Annotated in this window: 16 protein-coding genes and 3 riboswitches; of the genes, 9 read left to right on the forward strand and 7 right to left on the reverse strand. The window is 74.8% G+C overall.

The window, feature by feature from the left end:
• Positions 1-40 precede the first annotated feature (40 nt).
• The 4 genes from ACFCX4_RS12630 to ACFCX4_RS12645 form a co-directional block, all read right to left on the reverse strand.
• Positions 41-1315, reverse strand: a complete 1275-nt coding sequence (locus ACFCX4_RS12630; RefSeq protein ID WP_376141284.1) for an ATP-grasp domain-containing protein — start codon at positions 1313-1315, stop codon at positions 41-43.
• A 12-nt stretch (positions 1316-1327) separates the two neighbouring features.
• A complete protein-coding gene (locus ACFCX4_RS12635) occupies positions 1328-2563 on the reverse strand; it encodes a hypothetical protein (protein WP_376141286.1) in 1236 nt (411 codons plus the stop codon).
• A gap of 384 nt (positions 2564-2947) precedes the next feature.
• Entirely contained in the window at positions 2948-3280 is a 333-nt protein-coding gene (locus ACFCX4_RS12640; protein WP_376141325.1) for a hypothetical protein, read from the reverse strand.
• Positions 3281-3512: 232 nt separating this feature from the next.
• Positions 3513-3641, reverse strand: a riboswitch (cobalamin riboswitch).
• 260 nt (positions 3642-3901) lie between these two features.
• Positions 3902-4897 carry a ferric reductase-like transmembrane domain-containing protein gene (locus ACFCX4_RS12645; protein ID WP_376141288.1) on the reverse strand — a complete coding sequence of 332 codons (996 nt, stop codon included), beginning with the start codon at positions 4895-4897 and terminating at the stop codon, positions 3902-3904.
• A gap of 283 nt (positions 4898-5180) precedes the next feature.
• Positions 5181-5337, forward strand: a riboswitch (cobalamin riboswitch).
• Positions 5338-5564: 227 nt separating this feature from the next.
• Here ACFCX4_RS12645 and ACFCX4_RS12650 point away from each other — a divergent pair.
• The 8 genes from ACFCX4_RS12650 (at position 5565) to ACFCX4_RS12685 (ending at position 14118) form a co-directional block, all read left to right on the forward strand.
• Positions 5565-6461 carry a hypothetical protein gene (locus ACFCX4_RS12650; protein ID WP_376141289.1) on the forward strand — a complete coding sequence of 299 codons (897 nt, stop codon included), beginning with the start codon at positions 5565-5567 and terminating at the stop codon, positions 6459-6461.
• On the forward strand, positions 6458-7480 hold the full coding sequence (locus ACFCX4_RS12655; RefSeq protein ID WP_376141291.1) for a cysteine synthase family protein: 1023 nt from the start codon (positions 6458-6460) through the stop codon (positions 7478-7480). Before ACFCX4_RS12650 ends, ACFCX4_RS12655 begins: the two co-directional genes overlap by 4 nt.
• Positions 7477-8805 (forward strand): ATP-grasp domain-containing protein, encoded by a 1329-nt coding sequence (locus ACFCX4_RS12660; protein ID WP_376141293.1) that lies wholly within the window; start codon positions 7477-7479, stop codon positions 8803-8805. The genes ACFCX4_RS12655 and ACFCX4_RS12660 overlap by 4 nt, the downstream gene beginning before the upstream one ends.
• Complete coding sequence (locus ACFCX4_RS12665) at positions 8798-10075, forward strand: MFS transporter (RefSeq protein WP_376141294.1); 1278 nt, start codon at positions 8798-8800, stop codon at positions 10073-10075. Before ACFCX4_RS12660 ends, ACFCX4_RS12665 begins: the two co-directional genes overlap by 8 nt.
• Positions 10044-10793: a class I SAM-dependent methyltransferase gene (locus ACFCX4_RS12670; RefSeq protein WP_376141296.1), complete on the forward strand. Its 750-nt coding sequence runs from the start codon at positions 10044-10046 to the stop codon at positions 10791-10793. The genes ACFCX4_RS12665 and ACFCX4_RS12670 overlap by 32 nt, the downstream gene beginning before the upstream one ends.
• A 96-nt stretch (positions 10794-10889) precedes the next feature.
• Positions 10890-10974: riboswitch (cobalamin riboswitch) on the forward strand.
• Positions 10975-11168: 194 nt separating this feature from the next.
• The gene (locus tag ACFCX4_RS12675) at positions 11169-12140 is read left to right on the forward strand and encodes an ABC transporter substrate-binding protein (protein ID WP_376141327.1); all 972 of its coding nucleotides are present in this window, start codon (positions 11169-11171) and stop codon (positions 12138-12140) included.
• Positions 12141-12226: 86 nt separating this feature from the next.
• Positions 12227-13321, forward strand: a complete 1095-nt coding sequence (locus ACFCX4_RS12680; RefSeq protein WP_376141298.1) for a FecCD family ABC transporter permease — start codon at positions 12227-12229, stop codon at positions 13319-13321.
• The gene (locus tag ACFCX4_RS12685) at positions 13318-14118 is read left to right on the forward strand and encodes an ABC transporter ATP-binding protein (protein WP_376141300.1); all 801 of its coding nucleotides are present in this window, start codon (positions 13318-13320) and stop codon (positions 14116-14118) included. The genes ACFCX4_RS12680 and ACFCX4_RS12685 overlap by 4 nt, the downstream gene beginning before the upstream one ends.
• Positions 14119-14178: 60 nt before the next feature.
• Here the strand turns inward: ACFCX4_RS12685 and ACFCX4_RS12690 are convergent, their stop codons facing one another.
• The 3 genes from ACFCX4_RS12690 to ACFCX4_RS12700 form a co-directional block, all read right to left on the reverse strand.
• Positions 14179-16884 (reverse strand): MXAN_6230/SCO0854 family RING domain-containing protein, encoded by a 2706-nt coding sequence (locus ACFCX4_RS12690; RefSeq protein ID WP_376141302.1) that lies wholly within the window; start codon positions 16882-16884, stop codon positions 14179-14181.
• Between the two features lie 300 nt (positions 16885-17184).
• Positions 17185-18069, reverse strand: a complete 885-nt coding sequence (locus ACFCX4_RS12695; protein WP_376141304.1) for a peptidase S1 — start codon at positions 18067-18069, stop codon at positions 17185-17187.
• A gap of 310 nt (positions 18070-18379) precedes the next feature.
• Positions 18380-18853: an NUDIX hydrolase gene (locus ACFCX4_RS12700; RefSeq protein ID WP_376141306.1), complete on the reverse strand. Its 474-nt coding sequence runs from the start codon at positions 18851-18853 to the stop codon at positions 18380-18382.
• A 394-nt stretch (positions 18854-19247) separates the two neighbouring features.
• Here ACFCX4_RS12700 and ACFCX4_RS12705 point away from each other — a divergent pair, with 394 nt between their 5' ends.
• Entirely contained in the window at positions 19248-21386 is a 2139-nt protein-coding gene (locus ACFCX4_RS12705) for an FG-GAP-like repeat-containing protein (RefSeq protein WP_376141308.1), read from the forward strand.
• Positions 21387-21501 lie beyond the last annotated feature (115 nt).

A 21501-nucleotide genomic window follows, 5' to 3' on the forward strand; every position in this document is an offset into this window, starting at 1 on the left:
CCCGCACGCACGCCCGCCGTGCGGGCGGGCGGGCGGGTGATCATGGCCGTGGACCGGCCGACGGAACACCGCCAACCGGCGGCGTGATGTCGTACATGCCGGGGCCGTCGAGGTAGCGCACCGTGTTGAGGTCGCGTTGCAGGACGGCGTCCACCGGGTGGCTGAGGGTCAGGGTGGCCGGGTACTCGCGGTCGTAGGTGGTCGCGGTGATGGTGTCGCCGGGGCGTACCAGGACGGTGAGGGAGCGGAATCCGGCCAGCCGTTCGATCCGGTCCAGCGCGCGGTAGCCCCGCAGGCGTCCCGACGCCGGGGCGACCAGCGCCGCCCAGGCGAACGCGTGCCGCCGTCGGTAGGGGCGGTCGGCCCGGGCGCGGAACCGGTCGGGGCGGACGTAGGCGTCGACGCTCCACTCCAGCTGGCCCTCGCCCAGGACCTCGGCCGTGTAGTAGGGCAGCCCCGAGACGCGGGCGCCGGCCTCGACCAGCCGCGGGCCGTCCGGGGTCAGCTTGATCTCCAGGTGTGCCGCGCCGTACCGGATTCCGAGGGAGTCCAGCACCCGGCGGCCGTAGTCGAAGAGCTCGCCGACCGGCTCCTCGTCGGAGCGCAGCAGCACCTGTGCGGTCACCAGGTCCCGGACCCCGTTGGCCTCGATCCGCTCGGTGCGCCAGGCGTCGGTCAGCCGGTGCGCACCCGCGCAGCTGACCGTGTTCACGATGTACTCGGCGCCCACCAGGTACTCCTGGGCCACCACCTCGGTGACCGGCTCGCCCAGGAGCGTGCGGCGGCTGCGCAGTCCGCGCAGCGCGGCGGCCGAGTCCCGCGGCAGGTCGCAGAACGACACACCGGCGCCCCAGTAACCGCGCAGGGGTTTGACGACCACGGTCCCGCCGAGCTTCTCGTGCCAGGCGAGCAGTTCGGCCTCGTCGCCGGTGCGCAGCTGCCGCATGCCGGGGACGCCCTGCGCCTTGATCGTCTCGATCTGCACGTACTTGTCGCGCCGCGCGCTGCTCAGGGCCGTGCCGTTGGTGGGCAGGCCCAGCCGTTCGGAGAGGGTGTCGGCGAGCTCCACCCCGGTCTCGCGGCCGGCCAGGACAGCGACCGTGTCCAGCGCGGCGAGCCGTGCGGCCAGGGCGTCCGGGTCGCCGTCGTGGACCAGCACACGGCCGAAGGCCCGGTCGTCCGCCGGATCGACGCCGGGCGGATGGGCGGCTGTGCTCCGGACCTGGATCACCTCGCCGTCCAGCGCGCCGAACGCGCCGGCGAAGCCGGAGGCGGTGCCGTACGCGTCGACGACCGCGACACGGAATGCTGGCATCGGTTGCCTGCCTCAACTGTTGGCCGGCGCGGAGCCGGGGTGGGCGACGTCGGCGCGGAGTGCGAGGAGCCGGTAGACCGCGTTGGTGAGCACGTGCCGGACGCTGAACCCCGAGGTGCCGGGGTCCCGGCCGTCCAGGATGTCGTGCTCGCCGCCCTGCCCGTGGATGTCGCGACGGGTCAGCCCGGTCCGGTCGCGGAACGCCTCGGGGAGCGCGTGGCGGGTGACGCCCAGGTGGGCCATCCGGAAGTCGACGAACCTGTCGATCACCCGGACCAGCCGGTCGCGGCCCGCGGGGTCGAGCACCAGCCGTCCGTCCCGCAGCCGCTGGGACACGTTCGCCCCGCGGATGGAGTCGCCGCGCCATCGCGCGAGGACGGGCCGGGACCAGGAGGGGAAGTAGGACATCGACTGGTCCAGGAAGACGCCGTACTCCTTCGACGGCGGCAGCAGGGCGAGTTCGAGGAGGTGGACGCTGGGCATGAACGCGCCGCTCGCGCCGCGCGGGCCGCCGGGATGGCCCATGTGGTAGGGGCGGAACCGGTCGAACGCCTCCTGCGACAGCCTGCGGTACCTCGCCATGTACCGGGTGAACTCCGCGAGGTGTTCGCCGACGTCGTCCAGGACCGCGGCGGGCCGGGCGGTGACGAGCCGGTCGGTGACGAGCCGGTCGGGGGCGGGCCGGCCGGCGGTGGGCCGGACGGTCGCCGGCAGGACCAGCGAACGCAGGCCGTACGCCGCCGACCTGGCCCACGGCTCGGAGAGGTGGTGGCCGAGGTAGAAGTCCCGTTCGAGGGCGGCGTCCCGGCCTGCGGAGAACACCCGGATGTCGCCGCTGCGCAGGTGTTCCTCGCAGTTGACGTCGATCAGGAGCTCGTAGCTCAGGTGGGGATCCAGGGCGGGGAACCTGCCGCACCGGGTGGAGATCAGCTCGGTCAGGGCCCGGGGCGCGGCCTGGGGCCCGGCGGGTGCGTAGCCGCTGAGCAGGAAGAGCAGGTCGAGCTGGAGGAGGCGGGCGGTCCGTTCGTCGTCCTCGGCGAGGACCACCGGAGCGACGCTCCGGAGCATCTGCTCCTGTAAGTCTGCGAGTTGATGATACGTCAGGCGACCTGCGGAGATGTCTTCGAGGGCGACGGGGAGGCTGTTCAGGACGTAGTCGCGCAGGGCGGAGCCGAAGGGGCCGCCGGAGGCGGGAGGGGTGTGCTGCGGGTGGTGCGCGGCACCGTCGAAGAGCCGGGTACTGTTCACGTCTGCTCCTTGCCGGCCGCCGGGACGGGCCGTGGCGGTACGGAAGTCGGGGTTGTTCGCGGGCGCGGTTGTCTGCCGGTTGCTGTGCCGGCAGCGCCGGGGGACTCCTCGGCGGGGCGGGGCGGGCCGGGCGCGGGTCGTGCCGCTCCCTGCGCCCCGAGGTGGAGCCCATCGGTCCTCACTGTCACGCGCGCTGTGTCCGGCTCGCATCAGTCATATGACTCTGAGTCCGTGACGGTGTCGGGAGCGGGGCGCGCGGCGGACCGCGGTCGAGAACGGCGCGGGGAGGGGAGTTCAGGCCCGGGCGGGCCGGGTTCGGGGGAAAGGAGCCCGGCCCCCGGACCCTGCTCCCGGACCGCCCGGCCCGGGAGCAGAGGTGACCGCTCAGGCGAGGGGGGCCGTCCGGCGCGGCGCGGGGAAGACGTGACGGTCCAGCAGTGCCGGGCGCGGGGCCAGCCCGGGGCCGCCGGCCCGGATCCAGTCGGCGACCGCCTCCGTCGCGGCCGGGTCGTTGACCAGGCCCAGCCAAACCGGCCGTCCGCCGGCCGACCGGCCCCCGGCGGAGGGCCGGACCACGATCACGTTCGCGCGCTCGCACACGTCCAGGCACTCGGAGACCCGCACCGGGGCGGCCTCGCGCAGCCGCGCGGTCTGCGCGGCGTGGTCCGTGCCGGTCACCTTGACCGTGCCGCAGCAGCAGTCGCGGCAGACCACCACCCGGCAGGGCGCCGGGCCGGGCGGTTCCGCCGCCGTACCGCCGTCTGCCGCGGTTCCCGTCGTGCTCCCCGGGCCGGCTGCGGTACCGACCGCCGTTCCACTGCCGGCCGCCGGGCCGGTGGGCGTTCCGCCGCCGGCTCCGGCCGTTCCGGTGTCCATGAGGTCGGGCATGCCGAACCACCCCTCTCTCCGGGGAGATCCGCCCCGGGCTCCTGCGAGGTGGCGACGCCGTGAGTCTCCTGGCTCCCGGGTCGCAGCTCGTCCCGGCCTTCCCGCCCCTCACGGGGGCAGTGGCCCGCGCGGGATCCGCTCGCCGGTCACAGTGGCGGGACCGCTCCGGATTCTCACCGGATTCCTCGTTCCGCCGTCGCCCTGTCGTCGATCATCATTCCATCGGACCGGCTTCCCGCCCAGCCCGTCCCCGAACCGGCCGGCCGGCCGCTCGGCCCGGTGGACGGCCCTCATACGGCCGGTGCCGTCCGCAGGCCGGTACACCCGCCAGGCCGACGCACCCGCCAGGCCGACGGCACCCACGCGCGCAGCCCGGCGCCGTCCGCCGTACGTCCGCCGCCCCCGACGCCGAACCGCCCGCTCGCCGCTCGCCCGCTCAGCCCCACCCGCTCACCCGGTCCCGCCGGCCTGCCCGCTGGAGGCCGACGGCGCCGGCGCCGCCGGCGGCCGCGTCCGCCCGCCGTCGTGGCCGGAGGCCACCACCGCGATCAGGCCGACCACGACGGCCGCCACCGCGACCCGTCCGAGCGCCCGCACCACCCACGCCGGCAGCGCCCGCGCCCCGCCGGCCCCCGGTGCCCCCAGCCGCTCGGCCCGCCGGGCGGGCCGCAGCAGCCGGACCAACAGCAGTACGGCGAGCGGCACTTGCAGCAGCCACACGACGGTGCGCGGCCACTCGCCGTACCAGACGTTGGTCCCGTAGAGCAGCGTGTGCCAGACGCTCAGCACGTAGACGACGATCACGAAGCGGTGCAGCCGGCGCCAGGTGTTCGGCCCGATCCGGTGCCGCACGTAGAACAGCAGGCCGAGTGGCACGGCCAGGTAGAGCGCGCCCTGCCCGAGCGGGATGGCGGTCCGGCCGGTGCCGGAGTCGTACCAGCCGGGCACGAAGCTGTCGGCGAACCCCGACCAGAGCCGGTCGCCCCACGTCGACTCGGCCTCGTAGCGCACGAGTTCGGCCGCGAACAGCAGCGCGTGCGCGAACATCAGGGCCGTCGTGGTCAGGCTCGTCGTGCGGTGCCAGCGCTCCAGGGTCTGCCGCGCGACCGGTAGCCGGGCGGGCCGCGGCCCGGACAGCAGCAGCCCGAGCACCACCGTCCCCCACGCCCACAGCAGCCCCGACCAGCCGAACGCCTGGCTCAGCAGGTACATCCAGTACGTGCCCGCGTCGTCCATGAACGGCATGACCGCCACCGTCGCCGAGGTGCCGGCGTTCATCCGGACGTACAGCAGCAGGAACACCGCCGCGGTGACGCCGAACGCCGCGCCCGCGTCGGGCAGTGCGGCCCGCAGGTCGGAGCGGAGGGCGACGCGTTCGGCGGGCCGTCGTCCGGCGGCGGGCGGGGCGTCCGGACCGTCGCCCCGCGGCGTCGTCTCAGGCAGCATCGTGGACCTTCCGGAACGGCGGGACACCGTTTGACGGTGTACAGCGGGAGGTGGGTCGAACAAGTGTGACGGAGGGGTTCCGCCTTGCCGAGCCCGTATCCGGCCAGAGTGACACGTGCGCCGCCGGTCCTTCCGCCGCAGCGCCCCGACGCCCCGGCCCGCGGACCGACGGCATTCGGACAACCGTGCGCGCGCGCTCTGCCACCGGAGCGCGAGCCCCCGTATGCTCGTGTCCGCAGCTGGTTCGCGCCTCCTGTCCGACCCGACCTCGGCAGCGCGACGCAAGAGGGAACCCGGTGGGAAACCGGGACTGTCCCGCAGCGGTGAGTGGGAACGAAAGCCGTCAACAGCACCGGGACCGGGCTCCGCCCCGGCCCGGCAAGCGACGGCCGGTAGGCGTGCGCCGCCCCCGGCGCACCGGCCCACGAGTCCGAAGACCTGCCGCTGCGCCCGCACCCCCACGTGCGGGCTGTGCACGGTGACCTCGTGGACCGGGTCGGCGGTACGGACGGCTGCGCAGCGTGCGACGACGCGCCGTACCTTCCTCCTCCGGGTCGTCACGCGGGGCTCGGAACGAGGAGGAGTACGTGTCCGTGACCGCGCGAGTTCCGCCCGCCCGCACCGGGCGCCGGCCGACCCGCCGTCCGGCGGCCCGGGTGGTGCCCCGGTGACCCCCACCGGAGGGGCCCGGCCCGCCCCGCCGCCGGGCGGCACGGTCTCCGGTGTCTGCCACGGCACCCTGGGCGAGCTGTACCAGGGGCCGCTGCACGCCGGCCCCCGGCCCGACATCGCGGTGGTGTCGTTCCCCGTCGACCGCCACTCCTGGGTGCACTTCACCCCGGGGACGGACCCACCGGGGCCGCTGCCGCTCGGGGAGAAGGCCGCGACGGCGGCCCGGCTGTTCCTGGAGCGCTTCGGACTGACCCTGCCGCCGGGCCGCTGGTGCGTGCACTCCGACCTCACCGTCGGTGTGGGCATGGCGAGTTCGACCGCCGACATCGTGGCGACACTGCGCTGTCTGTTCCGGATCTTCGCGCTGCCGTACGACACCGGGGTGGTGCTCGCCGTGCTGCGCGAGATCGAGCGCGCGGACAGCGTCTTCCTCGACGAGTTCGCCCTCTACCTGAGCGGCCGGCACCGGGTGGTGCGGCGGATGGGCGCCGGAATCGGCTTCCACACCGCGTACATCACCGAGCCCGGGACGGTGGACACCGCCGCCGTCACCGACCTGCTGCTCGGGCACTACCGGCGGCACGGCGAGGAGTACCGGCGCTGCCTGACCGACCTGCTGAAGGGCTTCGCCGCGGGCGACCCGGCCGCCGTCGCGCGGACGGCCACGGTGAGCGCCACGCTCTCCCAGCAGGTCCTCCCCAAGGCCACGTTCGACGAACTGCTCGCCCACCGCGAGGAGTTCGGCGCCGACGGGATCTTCGTCGCCCACACCGGCTGCCTGATCGGCTACCTGCTCCCCGGACGCCCCGACGCCGCGCTCAAGTCGGACCTGTCCGCGTTCTTCCACACGCTCGGCCACCAGTGTTCCTTCGCCCAAGGAGGCTACAGGTGATCCACCCCCACATCGCCGACGCCCTGAAGGTCCCCGATCTCGTCCGGCTCACCGACGGCCTCGTGCTGGTCCGGTTCGAGTCGATGAAGATCTACTCGGCGCTCGCCGCCGTCCGCCACCTGCTGGAACGCGGCACCGTCCACCCGGGCCAGACCCTGGTGGACAGCTCCAGCGGCATCTACGCCTACGCGCTGGCGCTCGCCTGCCACCGCTACGGCATGCACTGCCACATCGTCGCCTCCACCACCGTCGACGCCACCACCCGCGCCCAGCTGGAGATCCTCGGCGCCACCGTCGAGCAGGTCGTGCCCTCCCGCGACCTCAAGCTGGACCAGGAGCTGCGGGTGCGGCGGGTGCGCGAACTGCTGGCCGTGCACCCGGACTGGCACTGGATGCGGCAGTACCACGACGACATCCACTACCTCGGCTACCACGACGTCGCCGACCGGATCACGGCCGCCTTCCCCGGCGCCGCGCTGACCGTCGTCGGCGGCGTCGGCTCCGGTGCCTCGACCGGCGGGGTGGCGACCCGGCTGCGCGCCTTCGACCCGTCGGTGCGGCTGGTCGGGGTGCAGCCCTTCGGCAGCGTCACCTTCGGCAGCCAGGGGCACCACGACCCGGAGGCGATCATCGCCGGGATCGGCTCCTCCATCGTCTTCGACAACGTCCGCCACCACCTCTACGACGGCATCCACTGGCTGGACTTCACCCACGCGATGGCGGGCGCCGTCGCCCTGCTGCGCGACCACGCCGTCTTCGCCGGGCTGTCCACCGGCGCCGGCTACCTGGCCGCGACCTACGAGGCGCGCCGCCACCCCGACCGGCTGCACCTGGTGATCGGTGCCGACACCGGTCACCGCTACGTCGAGCGCGTCTTCGCCCGGCACGCCGAAGCCCCCGACCCGGCCGCGTTGAAACCGGTCGAGGTCTCCGCCCCCGAGGAGATGTCCATGCCCTGGTCCACGATGGCCTGGCGGCGCACCGCGTGCCCGCCGCACCCGAAGGAGCGGGCGGCATGAGCATCGTCTGCCTGGAGTCGCTCACCTTCGGCCTCGGTCACCTGGTGCGCGCCGCCGACGCGCTCGGTGAGCGGCTGACCCTGCTCACCCGCGACCGGTCCTACTACACCTACGAGCTGGACCGGCTGCCGGCCGACGCGCTGGACGTCGTGGAGACCGAGACCTTCGACGTCGACGGCCTCACCGCGCTGCTGGAACGCTCCCCGCGGCCGCGCGGCCTGATCAGCTCCACCGACACCTGGACGCTGGTCGCCGCCGAACTCGCCGAACGGCTCGGCCTGCCAGGCCTCGACCCGGCCGTGCTGCGGCTGACCCGCGACAAGTCGGCGGTGCGCCGCCGGCTGTACGAGGCCGGGCTGACCCGCGGCCGCGCGGTACCGGTCACCGGGGCCGGCCCGGAGACGGCGGAGGCAATCCTCAAGGAGCCCGGCCTGCCCGCCGTCCTCAAGGACACCGCGGGCACCGGCAGCCAGAACGTCTGGCTGGTGCGCGACCCGGCGGAGCTGGACGCCGTCCTCGCCGAGGCCGCCGGGCGGGAGTTCCGCGGCCGGCTGTTCGCCGAACCGTACTTCGCCGGGCCGGTGTACAGCGCCGAGACGCTCGGCTGGGACGGCCGGACCAGGCTGCTGGGCGTCTCCAGCCGGCTGATGTCGCCCGAGCCGTACTTCCGCGAGGAGATCACGGCGTTCCCGGTGGCGTTCCCGGAGCCGCGCCGGGCGGCGCTGGAGCGGTGGCTGGGCGACGTCCTGGCCGCCGTCGGCTACACCGACCGCTTCGCGCACGTGGAGTTCGTGCTGACCGCGGACGGTCCGGAGGTCGTCGAGATCAACCCCCGGATCGGCGGCGCGCTGGTCGGCGAGGGCCTGTGCCGCGCGCTCGGCGTCAACGTGTACGAGGCGCTGGTCGAGGCCGCGCTCGGCCGCCGGCCCGCGCTGATGGACGCCGAGCCGCCCGGTGGCCCCGCCGTCGCCTTCGTCCTCGGCTACCCGGCCGCGCCCGGGGTGTTCACCGGTGTCGCCGGGCTGGAGCGGCTGGCCGGCCTGCCCGGCTCGCCCGCCTGGTACCCGGTCAGGGCGCCGGGCGACCTGGTCGAGCACCTGGCCGACAGCCGGGGCTACGCGGGCATCGTCTACGCCGAGGGCGACACCGCGGAGCTGGCCACCCACCACGCGGTCGCCGCCGCCAACGCCCTGCGGGTGCTCACCGAACCGGCCGGGCCCACGTCCGCGCCCGGGCCCGTTCCGGTGCTCGGGCCCGCGCCCGACCCCGCGCCCGCCCCGGGGGCCGCCGGTGAGGGCGGGGGCGGCGGGGCCGACGGTGGCTGAGCGCGCCGCCGGCCCGGCCGGGCTGAGGGCCGCCCTCGGCACGCTCGACGGGCCGCTGCGGTTCCTGCTGCTCAGCTCGTTCCTGATCCCGCTCGGCAGCTTCATGGTGCTGCCGTTCATGTCGGTCTTCCTGCACGAGCGGCTCGGCATGGGCCTCGGCACGGTCGGCGTCGTGCTGGCGGCGGCCTCCCTCGTGCAGTTCTCCGGCGGCATCGCCGGCGGCGCACTGGCCGAGCGGATCGGCCTGCGGCACACCATGCTGTGGGCACTCACCGTCCGCACGGCGGGCTTCGTCGGCCTGCTGCTCGCGCTGCGCTGGCCGCCGCTGGCGGTCGGCGCGCTCGTGCTGACCTGCTGCGGCGCCGCACTGTACCTGCCCGCCAACAAGGCCTACCTGGTACGGGGCGTCGACGACGAACGCCGGCCGGCGTTCCTGTCGGCCGGCAACGCCGCCCTCAACGCGGGCATGGCGGTGGGGCCGCTGATCGCCGGGCCGTTCGTGCTCTCCTCGCCCGGCTACCTGTTCCTCGCCGTCACGGCGCTGTTCGTCCTGGTCACCGCCGGCCACGCGGCCCTGCCCGCCGGGTCGGCGCCGAAGCGCGCCGACGCACCGGGAACCGGACAGGGCCTGCTGGCCGGGCTCGCGGTGCTGCCGTTCGCGGCCAACGCGCTCGCCTTCTACCTGTACTTCCACTTCCAGCACTTCCTGGCGATGTACGCGGTCGAGCAGGCCTCCGGCACCTTCTACAGCCTGGTGCTGCTGCTCTGCTTCACCCTGGTCGTGGTGGTGCAGCCGCTCGCCTCCGACGCGATCCGGCGGATGCCCTACCCGGTGGCCCTGGCGGCCGGCTTCGCCGGGCTCGCCGCCGGGCTGGCCGTGCTCGCCGCCGGCACCCGGCCCGCGCTGCTGGCGGGCGGGGCGCTGATCACCCTGGGCGACATCGTGCTCTTCCTCAAGAACGACCTGGAGGCGCTGGCCCGCAGCCCGCGCTCGGACGCCGTGGTCTTCGGGCAGCAGCGGCTCGGCGCCGGACTCGGCGCCTGCGCCAGCGGCATCCTCGGCGGACAGCTCTACGGAATCTCCGAACGGGGCGGCCACACCGGCCTGTTCTGGCTGCTCGCCGCCGCCCAGTGCCTGCTGCTGCCCCCGCTGCTGCTCGCGCTGCGCTCCCGCGCGGCCGGGACCGACCCCCAACCGCACCCCCAACCGCACGACGACGAAGGAGCACTGAGGCCGTATGACACGGACGGGCGGGTTCCAGGACGATGACTTCTGGACCGAGTTCCACGACTTCCTGTTCTCCGAGCAGCGCCACGAGCAGGCCGAGCAACTGCTCGGCTCCTCCCCGCTGCTGGACCTCCCGGCCGGTTCCCGGGTGCTCGACCTCTGCTGCGGGCCCGGCGTGTTCAGCGTCCCGCTGGCGCGCCGCGGCCACGCGGTCACCGGCGTCGACCTCAGCGAGCCCATGCTGGAGCGGGCCCGGCGGCTCGCCGAGGAGGCCGGCGCCAAGGTGACGTTCGTCCGGGCCGACGCGCGCGCCTACGAGGCGCCCGGCGAGTTCGACGTGGTGCTCAACATGTTCACCTCCTTCGGCTACTTCGAGGACCCCGCCGACAACGCCCGGGTGCTGCGCACCATGCACGACAGCCTGACGCCCGGCGGCACGCTCGTCCTCGACCTCGCGGGCAAGGAACTGCTGGCCCGCCGGGTCACCCCGCCGAAGGTGGTGCGGCGCGGCGAGGACCTCGTCGTCCAGACCGACACGGTGCTGGACGACTGGGCGCGGCTGCGCAGCGACTGGGTGATGGTGCGCGGCGACCGCGTCACCCGCGCCACCCTGGTGTGGTTCGTCTACAGCGCGGTGGAGCTGCGCCGGATGGCCGAGGAGGCGGGTTTCGGGCGGATCGAGGTGTTCGGCGGCTTCGACGGCCGCCCGTACGACGAGAACGCCGACCGGCTGGTGCTGCGGGCGGTCCGCCCGGTCTGACGGCGGGGCCGGGGTGTGCACGTTCCCGGCCCCGGCGGGGTACCACCACCACGACGACCACGACACCACGACGACCACGACACCGCCGCGACGGGGACAGGAAGCCGGTGCGAGTCCGGCACGGTCCCGCCACTGTGACCGGGGAGGGCGAGCCACGCCCTCCCCGGGAGTCAGGACACTGGCCCGTCGCGGGCCCGTTCCGAGGAGCGCGGACTCCCCAGGAGGCTTGCCGTGCACGACCGTTGCCACCGCCGTGTCCATTCCGTCCGTCCCGCCCGTCCCGCCGGCGCTGTCCCTCCCGCCCCTCCCGTCCCTCCCGCCCGTGCTGCGCCTGCGGCCCGTGTCCGCCCCGCTGCCGCCCTCGTGCCGGCCGCGCTGCTCGCCGTGGCCGTAGCCGTAGCCGCCGTCGCCGGCTGCGGCGCCCCGGCCCGGAGCGGCCCGTCGGCAGCGGGCGCCGGCCCGGCCGCCGACGGCTTCCCCCTCACCGTCCTGAACTGCGGCGTCACCACCACCTACGACCGGCCGCCCGCCCGGGTCGTCACCGTCCACCAGCACCCGGCGGAACTCCTGCTCTCGCTCGGACTGCGCGACCGGATGGTCGGCACCGCCTTCCCCGACTCGCCCGTCCTGCCGGCGCTGCGCGAGGACTACGCGTCGATCCCGGTCCTGGCCGCGAAGGAACCGTCCTTCGAGCGGATCCTGGAGGCCGAGCCGGACCTCGTCTACGGCGGCTACGGCAGCGCCTTCGCCGAGAACGAGGGCCGCTCGCGCCGGGCGTTCACCGACGCCGGGATCCGGACCCACCTCAACCGCGAGTACTGCGGCGAGCAGCGGGTCACCATGGCGGACACCTACGAGGAGGTCCGCACCCTCGGCCGGATCTTCGGCGTCCGCGACCGCGCCGAGGCCCTGGTCGCTGACCTTGAGGGCCGCGTCGCCCGGGCGGCCGGAGCCGTCGCGGGCACCCCCGAGGTGCCGGTCCTCGTCTACGACAGCGGCGACAAGGCCCCGTTCACCGCGGGCGGCCGGAGCCTCGGCACCGAGCTGATCCGGCTGGCCGGCGGCCGGAACGTCTTCGCCGACCTCGACACCGTCTTCGGCGACGTCTCCTGGGAACAGGTCGTCGAGCGCCGGCCGGAGGTCATCGCCGTGTACGACTACGCCGACGCGGGGAGCGTCGAGGAGAAGGTGCGGTTCCTGCTGGCGCAGCCCGCCCTGGCGGACGTGCCGGCCGTACGGAACCGGCGCTTCGTCGTCCTGCCGCTGACGGCGGCCCTGGTCGGCGTCCGCTCCGCCTACGCGGTGGAGGACCTCGCGCGCGGCCTGCACCCCGGGAGCTTCCGGTGACGGACCCGCACCCCGCCACCGGGGCACCGTCCGGGAACGTCGGCAACGGAGGCGGCGGAGGCCGCGGAGGCCGCGAGGACACGGCCGTGCCCGGCGGCGTCCCGGCGGCGGACCGGCGGCCGGCCGGCCCGGACCGGCGGACCGCCCCGCCCGCCGCCGTCCTCGCCCTGCTCGCCGCGGTCCTGCTGCTCTCCGCCGCGGCCGGTCTCGCCCTCGGCTCGGTGCGGGTGCCGCCCGCACAGGTGTGGGGCATCCTCACCCACGCGGCGGGTGCCGACCGCTCGCCACCGGACTGGTCCCGGGCCCGGGAGACCATCGTGCTGGACGTCCGGGCGCCCCGGGTGCTGCTCGGCGCGCTCACCGGGGCCGGTCTCGCCACCGTCGGCACCGCGCTCCAGGCCCTGGTCCGCAACCCGCTCGCCGAGCCCTACCTGCTCGGTGTCTCCTCCGGCGCCTCGCTGGGCGCCGTCACCGTGATCGTCTCCGGGGCCGCCCTGGCCGGCCGGCTGTCGCTGTCCGCGGCCGCCTTCGCCGGGGCGCTCGGCGCGCTGCTGCTCGTCTACACCACGGCCCGCGCCGGCGGCCGGATCACCTCCGCCCGGCTGGTGCTCTCCGGCGTGGCCGTCGCCGCGGTGCTCACCGCCGTGCTCGACCTGCTGCTGCTCACCACCGGCCGCGGCAACGAGGCCCGCGCCGTGCTCGCCTGGACGCTGGGCGGCCTCGGCGGCGTCACCTGGGACACCCTCTGGCTGCCCGGCGCCGCCGTCCTGCTCGGACTGGCCGTGCTGCTGCCGCAGGCCCGCAACCTCAACCTGCTGCTCGCGGGGGAGGAGGCCGCCGCGACCCTGGGCCTGGACGTGGCGCGCTTCCGGGCCCGGATGTTCGTCCTGCTCTCACTGGTCACCGGCGTGCTGGTGGCGGCGGCCGGGCCGATCGGCTTCGTCGGCCTGATGCTCCCGCACGTGGTGCGGCTCGCCGTCGGCGGCGACCACCGGAAGGTCCTGCCGGCCGCCGCGCTCGGCGGCGCCGTCTTCCTCGTCTGGGCCGACATCGCGGCGCGGGTCGTCGCCGCACCCGTCGAGATCCCGGTCGGCGTGCTCACGGCGCTCTGCGGCGGCCCGTTCTTCCTCTGGCTGATGCGCCGCGACGCCCGCCGGGCCGCCGGCCGGGACACCCGGTGAGCCCGGCCGACCTCGCCGTCGACGGGGTCACCCTCACCGCCGGGGCCCACCGCCTGGTCGAGGACGTCTGCCTGACCGCCCGCCCCGGCGAGGTGGTCGGCCTGGTCGGACCGAACGGCAGCGGCAAGTCCAGTCTGCTGCGTGCCGTCTACCGGGTGCTGCGCCCCGACACCGGGCGGGTCCTCCTCGACGGCACCGACACCCGGACCCTGCCCGCCCGCCGGCTCGCCCGGACGGTCGCGGCGGTGGTGCAGGACCAGGTCGCGGAGTTCGACCTGACGGTGCGCGAGGTCGTCGCGATGGGCCGCACCCCGCACAAGCGCCTGCTCGACGGCGACACGGCGGAGGACGCCGCGCTGATCGGCGCCGCGCTCGCCGCGGTGGACGCTCGCGGACTCGCCGGGCGGCCGTTCGACCGGCTCTCCGGCGGCGAGCGGCAGCGCGTCCTGATCGCCCGGGCGCTCGCCCAGCAGCCGTCCCTGCTCGTCCTCGACGAACCCACCAACCACCTCGACGTCCGCCACCAGCTGGACGTCCTCGCCACCCTGCGCCGGCTGCCCGCAACGGTCCTGGTCGCCCTGCACGACCTCAACCTCGCCGCCTACTACTGCGACCGGCTCTACGTCCTGCGAGCCGGCCGCGTCACCGCCACCGGCCCACCCGCCGAGGTGCTCACCCCGCACCTCCTCGCCGACGTGTACGGCGTCACGGCCGAGGTCACCATCCACCCGAGAACGGGCGCACCGCACATCACCTACCTGCCCCCGGCCCCCACCGGCGGCCACCCCGTCCCCTGACACCGGCGGACCTGCCACAGCGGCGGTCCGAACCGGTTGCAGGCCCCGCAGACCCGCGGGTCAGGGCACGAGCCGTCCCGCAGCCGTGCGGTCCATCGTGGTGAGGGTGGCGACGAGGTCGCCGGCGGTGAGGCGTTCCAGGGCCTCCGGTGCGGCGTCGACGGGGCCCGGGTGGAGGCGGTAGAGCGCCCCGGACAGCTCGTCCGGGGCGGGTACGTCGCCGTTCACCAGGGCGACGAACGCCCGCCTCCCGGCCAGGAGTTCGGCCGGGCCGGGGACCGGATCCGGGTCCGGTCCCCGGAGCCCCCGGAGGCGGGCCGCGAACCGCTCGGCGGTCTCGCCGGGGGCGCGCCGCCACTGCCGCAGGCCGCCGTCCGTCCCGCGCACCACCACCCGGTCGGTGCAGGCCGCCGCGCGGGCGGCCGCGAGGTCCCAGAGCGTGGCCCGGTTCTCCGGGGAGAAGTGCGCCAGGACGTCGCGGCTGAGCGCGCCGACCTCGTCCCGGTGCCGGGCGACGCTGTGGAAGCCGCCGTCCGCACCGGTGTTGAGGTCGGTCCAGGTGTAGCGGCGGTCGACCAGGTCGACGATCATCGGCACGCACACCTTGGCGTCGCCGACCAGGTCGAGACGCTGCCGGACCGTCCGCGGGTGGAAGTGCGGGCTCCCCCCGGGAGCGGCACCCAGGTCCATGAACCCGGTGAAGGCATCGGTCAGTTGCTCGAAGGCGACGTCGTTGTAGCTGAACACGATCATCACCGCGTACCGCGAGCGGCCCGCGGTCAGCCGGGCGAGGTCCAGGTCGACGAACTCGGTCGCCCCGTCCGGCGGCGGCGCGGAGACGTAGTCGCCCGAGTGGACCGCGGCCCGGTCTCCGTGCACCAGACCGGTGTAGTCGCACAGGCCGGTGAACCGCCACTGCTCGTCGTACAGCGCCACCGACAGGTCGAGGTCCACCCGCAGGTGCTCGGGCTGCATCCAGTGCAGGAACAGCCGCAGCCGCTCCCCGGCCGGCAGGGGCAGGCGGCTGCCGCGCGGGACGCACACCAGGGCCTTCCCGGCGGCCCGCTCGGCGAACGGCACGACCAGGTCGGCCAGGCCCTCGTCCAGCAGCGCCACCGCGTACCGCTCGCCGTCGGCGGCGCTGCGCCGCACCAGTTCGGCCTCGATCGCCAGGACGACCGGGCGCGCGACCTCGGCGGGCACCACGGTTCCGTGGTCCTCGCGGGCGTGCGCCAGCGAGACCGTCCCGCGCGGGAAGTACAGCCGCCGCTCGCCCGCCGTCCGGGTACCGCGCAGCGCCCCGTAGGCGCCGAGCAGCGGTCCCGGCGCGACCCGGGCCAGGGCGGCGGCCACGGTGTCCGTCGCACCCGGGGCGAGCGGCGTCCCGGGCGCGACGGTGGCGTGCACCCGGAGGACGTGGTGCAGCCGGCGGACGAGTTCGCCCGGCCGGCCGGCGAGCACCCGCAGCGCACCCTCGGTGTCCCCCGCGGCGAGCAGGGCCTCGACCCGCCCGGCGAACCCGGTGAACCCCAGCCGGGTGCGCTCCCCGGCCCGCACCACGCGCAGCGGTCCGGCCGGCGGGTCGGCGGCCTCCCGGCCCACCCCGTGGGTGCGCAGGTCCGTCTCCCGCAGCACCACGAACGCCGCGGTGACGTTGGGGAAGCGGTGCCGGTACTCGTACGGGTGGAGCAGTTCGCCCGCCCGCAGCCAGGCCGACCGGTGACGGCGCAGGTCCTCGACGAGCGCCCCCGGGTGCAGGCCCTCCAGGATCTCCAGCAGGCCCCGGCGGACCGCCCGGGGCAGCCCCTTGAGCCGCAGCCGCCGGGCGGTGCCGGGCAGCAGGTCGGGTTCGGCCCCGGACCACGCCCAGAGCAGCCGCAGCACGTCGGTCGCGGTGTCGGTCCGCTGGGCGAGGAGCGGCAGGGCGTCCGCCCCGCCGCGGCGCAGCAGGGCGGCGAGCACGGTCGCCTTGGTCTCCCGCACCGGGATCCGCACGGGCAGCCGGCGGGGCAGGTCCGCGGGCGCGTGGGCGAGCAGCGCGGTCAGGTCCTCGCGGTCCTGCGGCGAGAGCGGGGTGCGGCGCGCCAGCAGCCGGTCCAGCTCGCCCATCGCGGCGGTGACCTGGTCGCCCGTGATGAGCCGCAGTGGGCGGAGCGCCTGCTCGCCGCCGAACTCCTGCGCCGCCTTCCGTCCGATCCAGTGGTCCTCGGGGAGGTACGTCCCGGCGCCCAGCGGACTGCCGCAGGTCGGGCACCGCTCCCCGCGGCCGTCCGCCGTGAGGGCCTGGAGGCAGCCCTCGCAGAGCAGGTGCGCGCACGGTGCGAGGGCCCCGATGCCGGCCTCGGCGGCGCGCCGGCCGCAGTGCGAGCAGGGCTGCCGGGGCTGGTTGAGCAGGAACGCCCGGATCTGCCTGGTCCAGAGCAGCTGCGCGTGGTCGGGCACGGCGTCGGGGAAGCGGCGGAACAGCGGCACGTGCTCGCGGTCCGCGCCGAGCAGGTGGTCGATCCGGGCGAGCAGCCCGTCGCCGAGCTCGGCCAGCCGGACGGGCGACAGCCTGGCCAGCGCGGCCCTGAGTCCGGCGGTGAGCAGGAAGCCGCGCCGCACCAGGTCGGCGTCGAGCGCCACCAGACCGCGCGTGCTCCAGGGGTCGGCCTCCGGCAGCAGATCGCCGGGGGCCACGCAGACGGCTCCGCGCCGGCGGAGCAGGAAGGAACCGAGATCGAGGTCGACATCGCTGTCGAAGGGAGCCGTGATGGCTCGGGGCATGCGGAGAGACCCTCACGAAGATGGTGGGGAAGAGGAGAAGCGGGCGGAGAGGGGGCGCACTGCAGGTGTCGGAAGAAGTGGAGAAGGAAGCACGCCGCGGAGCCGCCCGCTCCGCAAACCTAGCGGAACGCGCGGCACCGGGGCCATCGAATATTTCCCGCGCCGGCCGGGTGGGCCTCCCGGCCGGGCGGCGGTTGCCCGCCGCCCGGCCCCACGACCGCTGCGCGGTTCACCGTTCACCGTTGTCCCGTCCGTGGCCGGGGACGCGGCCGCGGACGGGGACGGCAGGAGGTCAGGAGGTCAGGAGAGCGCGAGCTCGGTCACGTTGTCGGCCTCCAGGGTCCACGCGGTGCTGAGGCCGCCTTCCTTGACGTAGGCGACGCCGTCGTCCTTCAGGATGCCGATGCGGTTGCCGGACAGCGCGAGCTGCGTGGTGTTGTCGGCCTCCAGGGTCCACGCGGTGCTGAGGCCGCCCTCCTTCACGATCGCGGTGCCGTCGTCCTTGAGCACACCGATGCGGTCCCGCGAGAGCTCCAGCTGAACCGTGTTGTCGGCTTCCAGGATCCACTGCGCGCCGAGGCCGCCTTCCTTGACGTAGGCGACGCCGTTGCCCTTCAGGATGCCGATGCGGTTGCCGGACAGCGCGAGCTGCTTGGTGTTGTCGGCCTCCAGGGTCCACTGGGCACCGAGACCGCCCTCCTTCACGATCGCGGTGCCGTTGCCCCTCACCACGCCGATCCGGGTGCCGGCGAGCTGCAGGGACTTGACGCTCTCGGCCTCCAGGGTCCACTGGGAGGTGAGGGCGCCCTCCTTGACGTAGGCGACGCCGTTGCCCTTCACGATGCCGACGCGGTCGCCGGACAGCGCGATCTGCTTGACGTTGTCGGCCACGACCACCCACTGGGCGCCGAGGCCGCCCTGCTTCACGATCACCGACCCGTTCTCCCTTAGGACGCCGATCCGGTCGCCGGCGACCACGATCTGCTTCACGCCGTCGGCCTCGGTGGTCCACTGGGCGCCGAGGCCGCCCTCCTTCACGATCGCCGTGCCGTCGCTCCTGACGACGGCGATGCGGTTGCCACCGTCGCCGGAGACGGTGCCGGGGACGGCCGCGGCCGCCGCCGTGGTCGCGAGGACCGTCGCGGTGAACGCCGCGAGCGCGGCAGCGGTCAGGGACTTCTGCATGATGGGGCCTCCGTAGGGCAGTGAGGAATGCCGTGGGGACGCAGGACGTGCGCGTGCCCACGCCGGTGCTTTGGGTGCCGAGGAACAGGAGAGCACCGGAACCCCGGCCACCGGGCGGCGCACCACGAGCGCACGGGCGCACCTCGTCTCGTGCGCGTCACACGTGTTCTCGTGGGCGTCACAATCACCGGTCCGACCGGAGGCAACTCCCGGGTCACAGTGCGGGAGGGGGTGCCCGCAACGGCGTCGGGCGGCTCGCGGCAGTGCCGGAGCGGGCGTACCGAACGCCGCGTGCCCGCAGTGGGCGCACTCAGTGCTGGATCAGGCCACCCACCGGAACGGGTGCGACGTGGCCGGTCGCCGGAAGGGTCCGCGCCAGGGCGAGGCCGATGTCGACCAGCGACGATCGACGCAGCCCCGCGACGCGGGGGAGCGCGGTCCAGACCGACTCGGCGATCGCGCCGCCCGGTTCGGGCCGGAGCCGGCCGCCGAGGATCCGCACCTGGTAGAAGACGCCCACGTTCTGGTGCTCGGGACCGCCGGGGACGGCGCGTTCGGCCGCCGGTATCACCCTCGAATCCACACCCAGCAGACGCTCGACCACCGCGTCGCAGCCGGTCTCCTCGGCCACTTCCCGGATCACGGTGTCCAACGGATCCTCGCCGTGCTCGACCCTCCCGCCCGGAAGGGTCCAGGTGGATTCGCCAATGGGCGACACATGACGGGCGATCAGCACCCGCCCGTCGTCGAGGCACACGGCGTACGCGGCCAGTCGAAAGCTCATTCCCGTACCTCCCGGTGGACCATATCCCGGCCCCGGGACCGGGTACGGCCCGCCCCCCGCGGCCCCGGCTCCGCCCGCCCCCCGCAGTGCGAGGTCCGCCGACTCCCGCCGGCTGCGCCGCACCGGCGCCCGCGCCGGCCGGAAGTCCGTCCGACGAAGTCGATCAGAACGCTTCCGGCCGCCCCCGCTCCCGGTAGCCTGTCTGTCATGTACGCGCCCGAACCATGCGTCCGGTACACGGCTGCGCCCTGTCGGGCGGGTGCCGCGGAAGCCGGGTCCGGCCGGTAGGCATTCCCGGCCGAACCCCGGTGCATGCGCCGGCGCGGCTGACATGGCCGACATATCCATTCCAGGGGGGAATATGAGAGCGGTTCGAACACGCCACCGGGTCGGCATGCTGGCAGTGGCAGCGCTGACCGTCGCGGGGTCCGCCGTGCTGGTACCGCCGAGGGAGGCGGTGGCCGCGTCCGGGCCCACCGATCACGTCGTCTTCTGGAACAAGGTCCTGCTCGACGCCTACCGGCAGACCCGCAACACCGGGCCCGGGCCCCTGGCGCACGCGGGAGCCGTGATGCACACGGCGATCTGGGACGCGGTGGACTCCGTCACGCCCGCCGCCGATCGCCGGTTCCGTCCGTACCTGACCGTGGTGCCTGCTCCCGGAACCGCCTCCGTCGAGGCGGCGATCGACCAGGCCGCGCACGACACCCTGACCGGGCTGTTCCCGGGCTTCAACCCCGCCCACGACTTCGCCGCCGACTTCGACCAGGCGCTCGCCGCGGCCCGGGCCACCATCCCGGCCTCCGTCACCGCGACGGCCCGCAACCAGGGGGCCGCGGTCGGGAGCGAGGTGGCCCGGGTCGCGGTCGAGCGCCGGCCCCGCACCACGCCCGCCTGGGACCCGTCCTACGTCCTGGACAACGTGCCCGGCGCCTGGCGGCCCACCGACCCGGGGCAGTCGGCCCCGGTCGACCCCAACTGGGGCCGGCTCGCACCGTTCGCCATGACCTCCGGCGCACAGTTCCGCCCCCAGGCGCCCGCGCAGGCCACCTCCTACGCGGCGCTGCTGGCCGATCCCGCCTACGCCGTGCAGGTCAACGAGGTGAAGTCGCTGGGCTCGGCCACGTCCACCACCCGCACCGCCGATCAGACCCGGCAGGCGTTCTTCTGGGCCAACGACGTCGACGGCACCTACAAGCCGCCCGGCCAGCTCTTCGACATCACCCGTACGGTCGCCCAGCAGAAGGGCCTGACCCAGACGGAGAACGCCAGGCTGTTCGCCCTGGTCGCGGTGGCCCTGGCCGACGCCTCGATCGTCGCCTGGGACGCCAAGTACGCGAGCAGCATCGACCTTTGGCGCCCCCAGAGCGCGATCCGGCTCGCTGATCCCGCCACCAGCCCGGGCATCACCCCGGACCCGGCCTGGCAGCCCCTCTCCGTCAACCGCGCGGGCCAGCGCTTCACCCCGCCGTTCCCCGCCTACGTCTCCGGACACGCCACCTTCGGCGCGGCCTGGGCCGGGGTGATGCGCGGCCTCTTCGGCGACCAGGTCACCTTCACCGCCACCACCGACGACCCCCAGGCAGTGGGGGCCACCCGTACCTTCACCACCTTCACCGCCGCGGCCCGGGAGAACGCGCTGAGCCGCATCTACCTCGGCGTGCACTACCGCTGGGACGCCGACGCCGGAGTGGCGGCGGGCAACTCCCTCGGGGCCTACGTCCGCGGCAACGTCCTCACGGCGGCGCCCGCGTACGTGCCCGGCACCGGATGGACCTTCGCGGGGGCCGCCGACTACGACGGCGACGGATACTCCGACACCATCGCCCGGGAGGACGCGAGCGGCACCCTCTACCTCTTCCCCGGGAGCGGCGACGGGTACAGCAGCCGGGCGCGCGTCGAGATCGGCACCGGCTGGAGCAGCGTCACGTTCGCCGGTGTCGCCGACTACACGGGTGACGGCAAGCCCGACGTCGTCTCCCGCAACAACGGCAACGGCAACCTCTACGTCCACCCCGGCACCGGCGGGACGGGCCGCCTGGCCGCCGGCGTCGAGATCGGCATCGGCTGGCAGGACTTCACGTTCGCGGGCGTCGCGGACTACACGGGTGACGGCAAGCCCGATGTCGTCACCCGCAACAACGGCAACGGCAACCTCTACGTCTATCCGGGGCGCGGCGGAACCGACTACGTCGCCGATGCGGCGGAGATCGGTGCCGGTTGGCAGGATTTCACGTTCGTGGGTGTCGCGGATTACACGGGTGACGGGAAACCTGACGTCGTCACCCGTAACAACGGGAACGGGAATCTGTACGTCTATCCCGGCACCGGGGGCACCGGCCAGGTCGCCGATGCGGCGGAGATCGGTGCCGGTTGGCAGGATTTCACGTTCGTGGGTGTCGCGGATTACACGGGTGACGGGAAGCCCGATGTCGTCACCCGTAACAACGGGAACGGGAATCTGTACGTCTATCCCGGCACCGGGGGCACCGGCCAGGTCGACGACGCCCGCGAGATCGGCAACGGCTGGTGAACCGCTGGAGCAGGCCCGGGAGCCCGCACCGACCCGCACCGACCCGCACTGAACCAGCACTGACATGCACTGACCCGCACTGACCCGCCGGCGGACGTCGAGCCGGGCGCGGGCG

Origin of the sequence: Kitasatospora sp. NPDC056327 (assembly GCF_042261735.1) — a bacterium.
Classification (GTDB): Bacteria; Actinomycetota; Actinomycetes; order Streptomycetales; family Streptomycetaceae; genus Kitasatospora.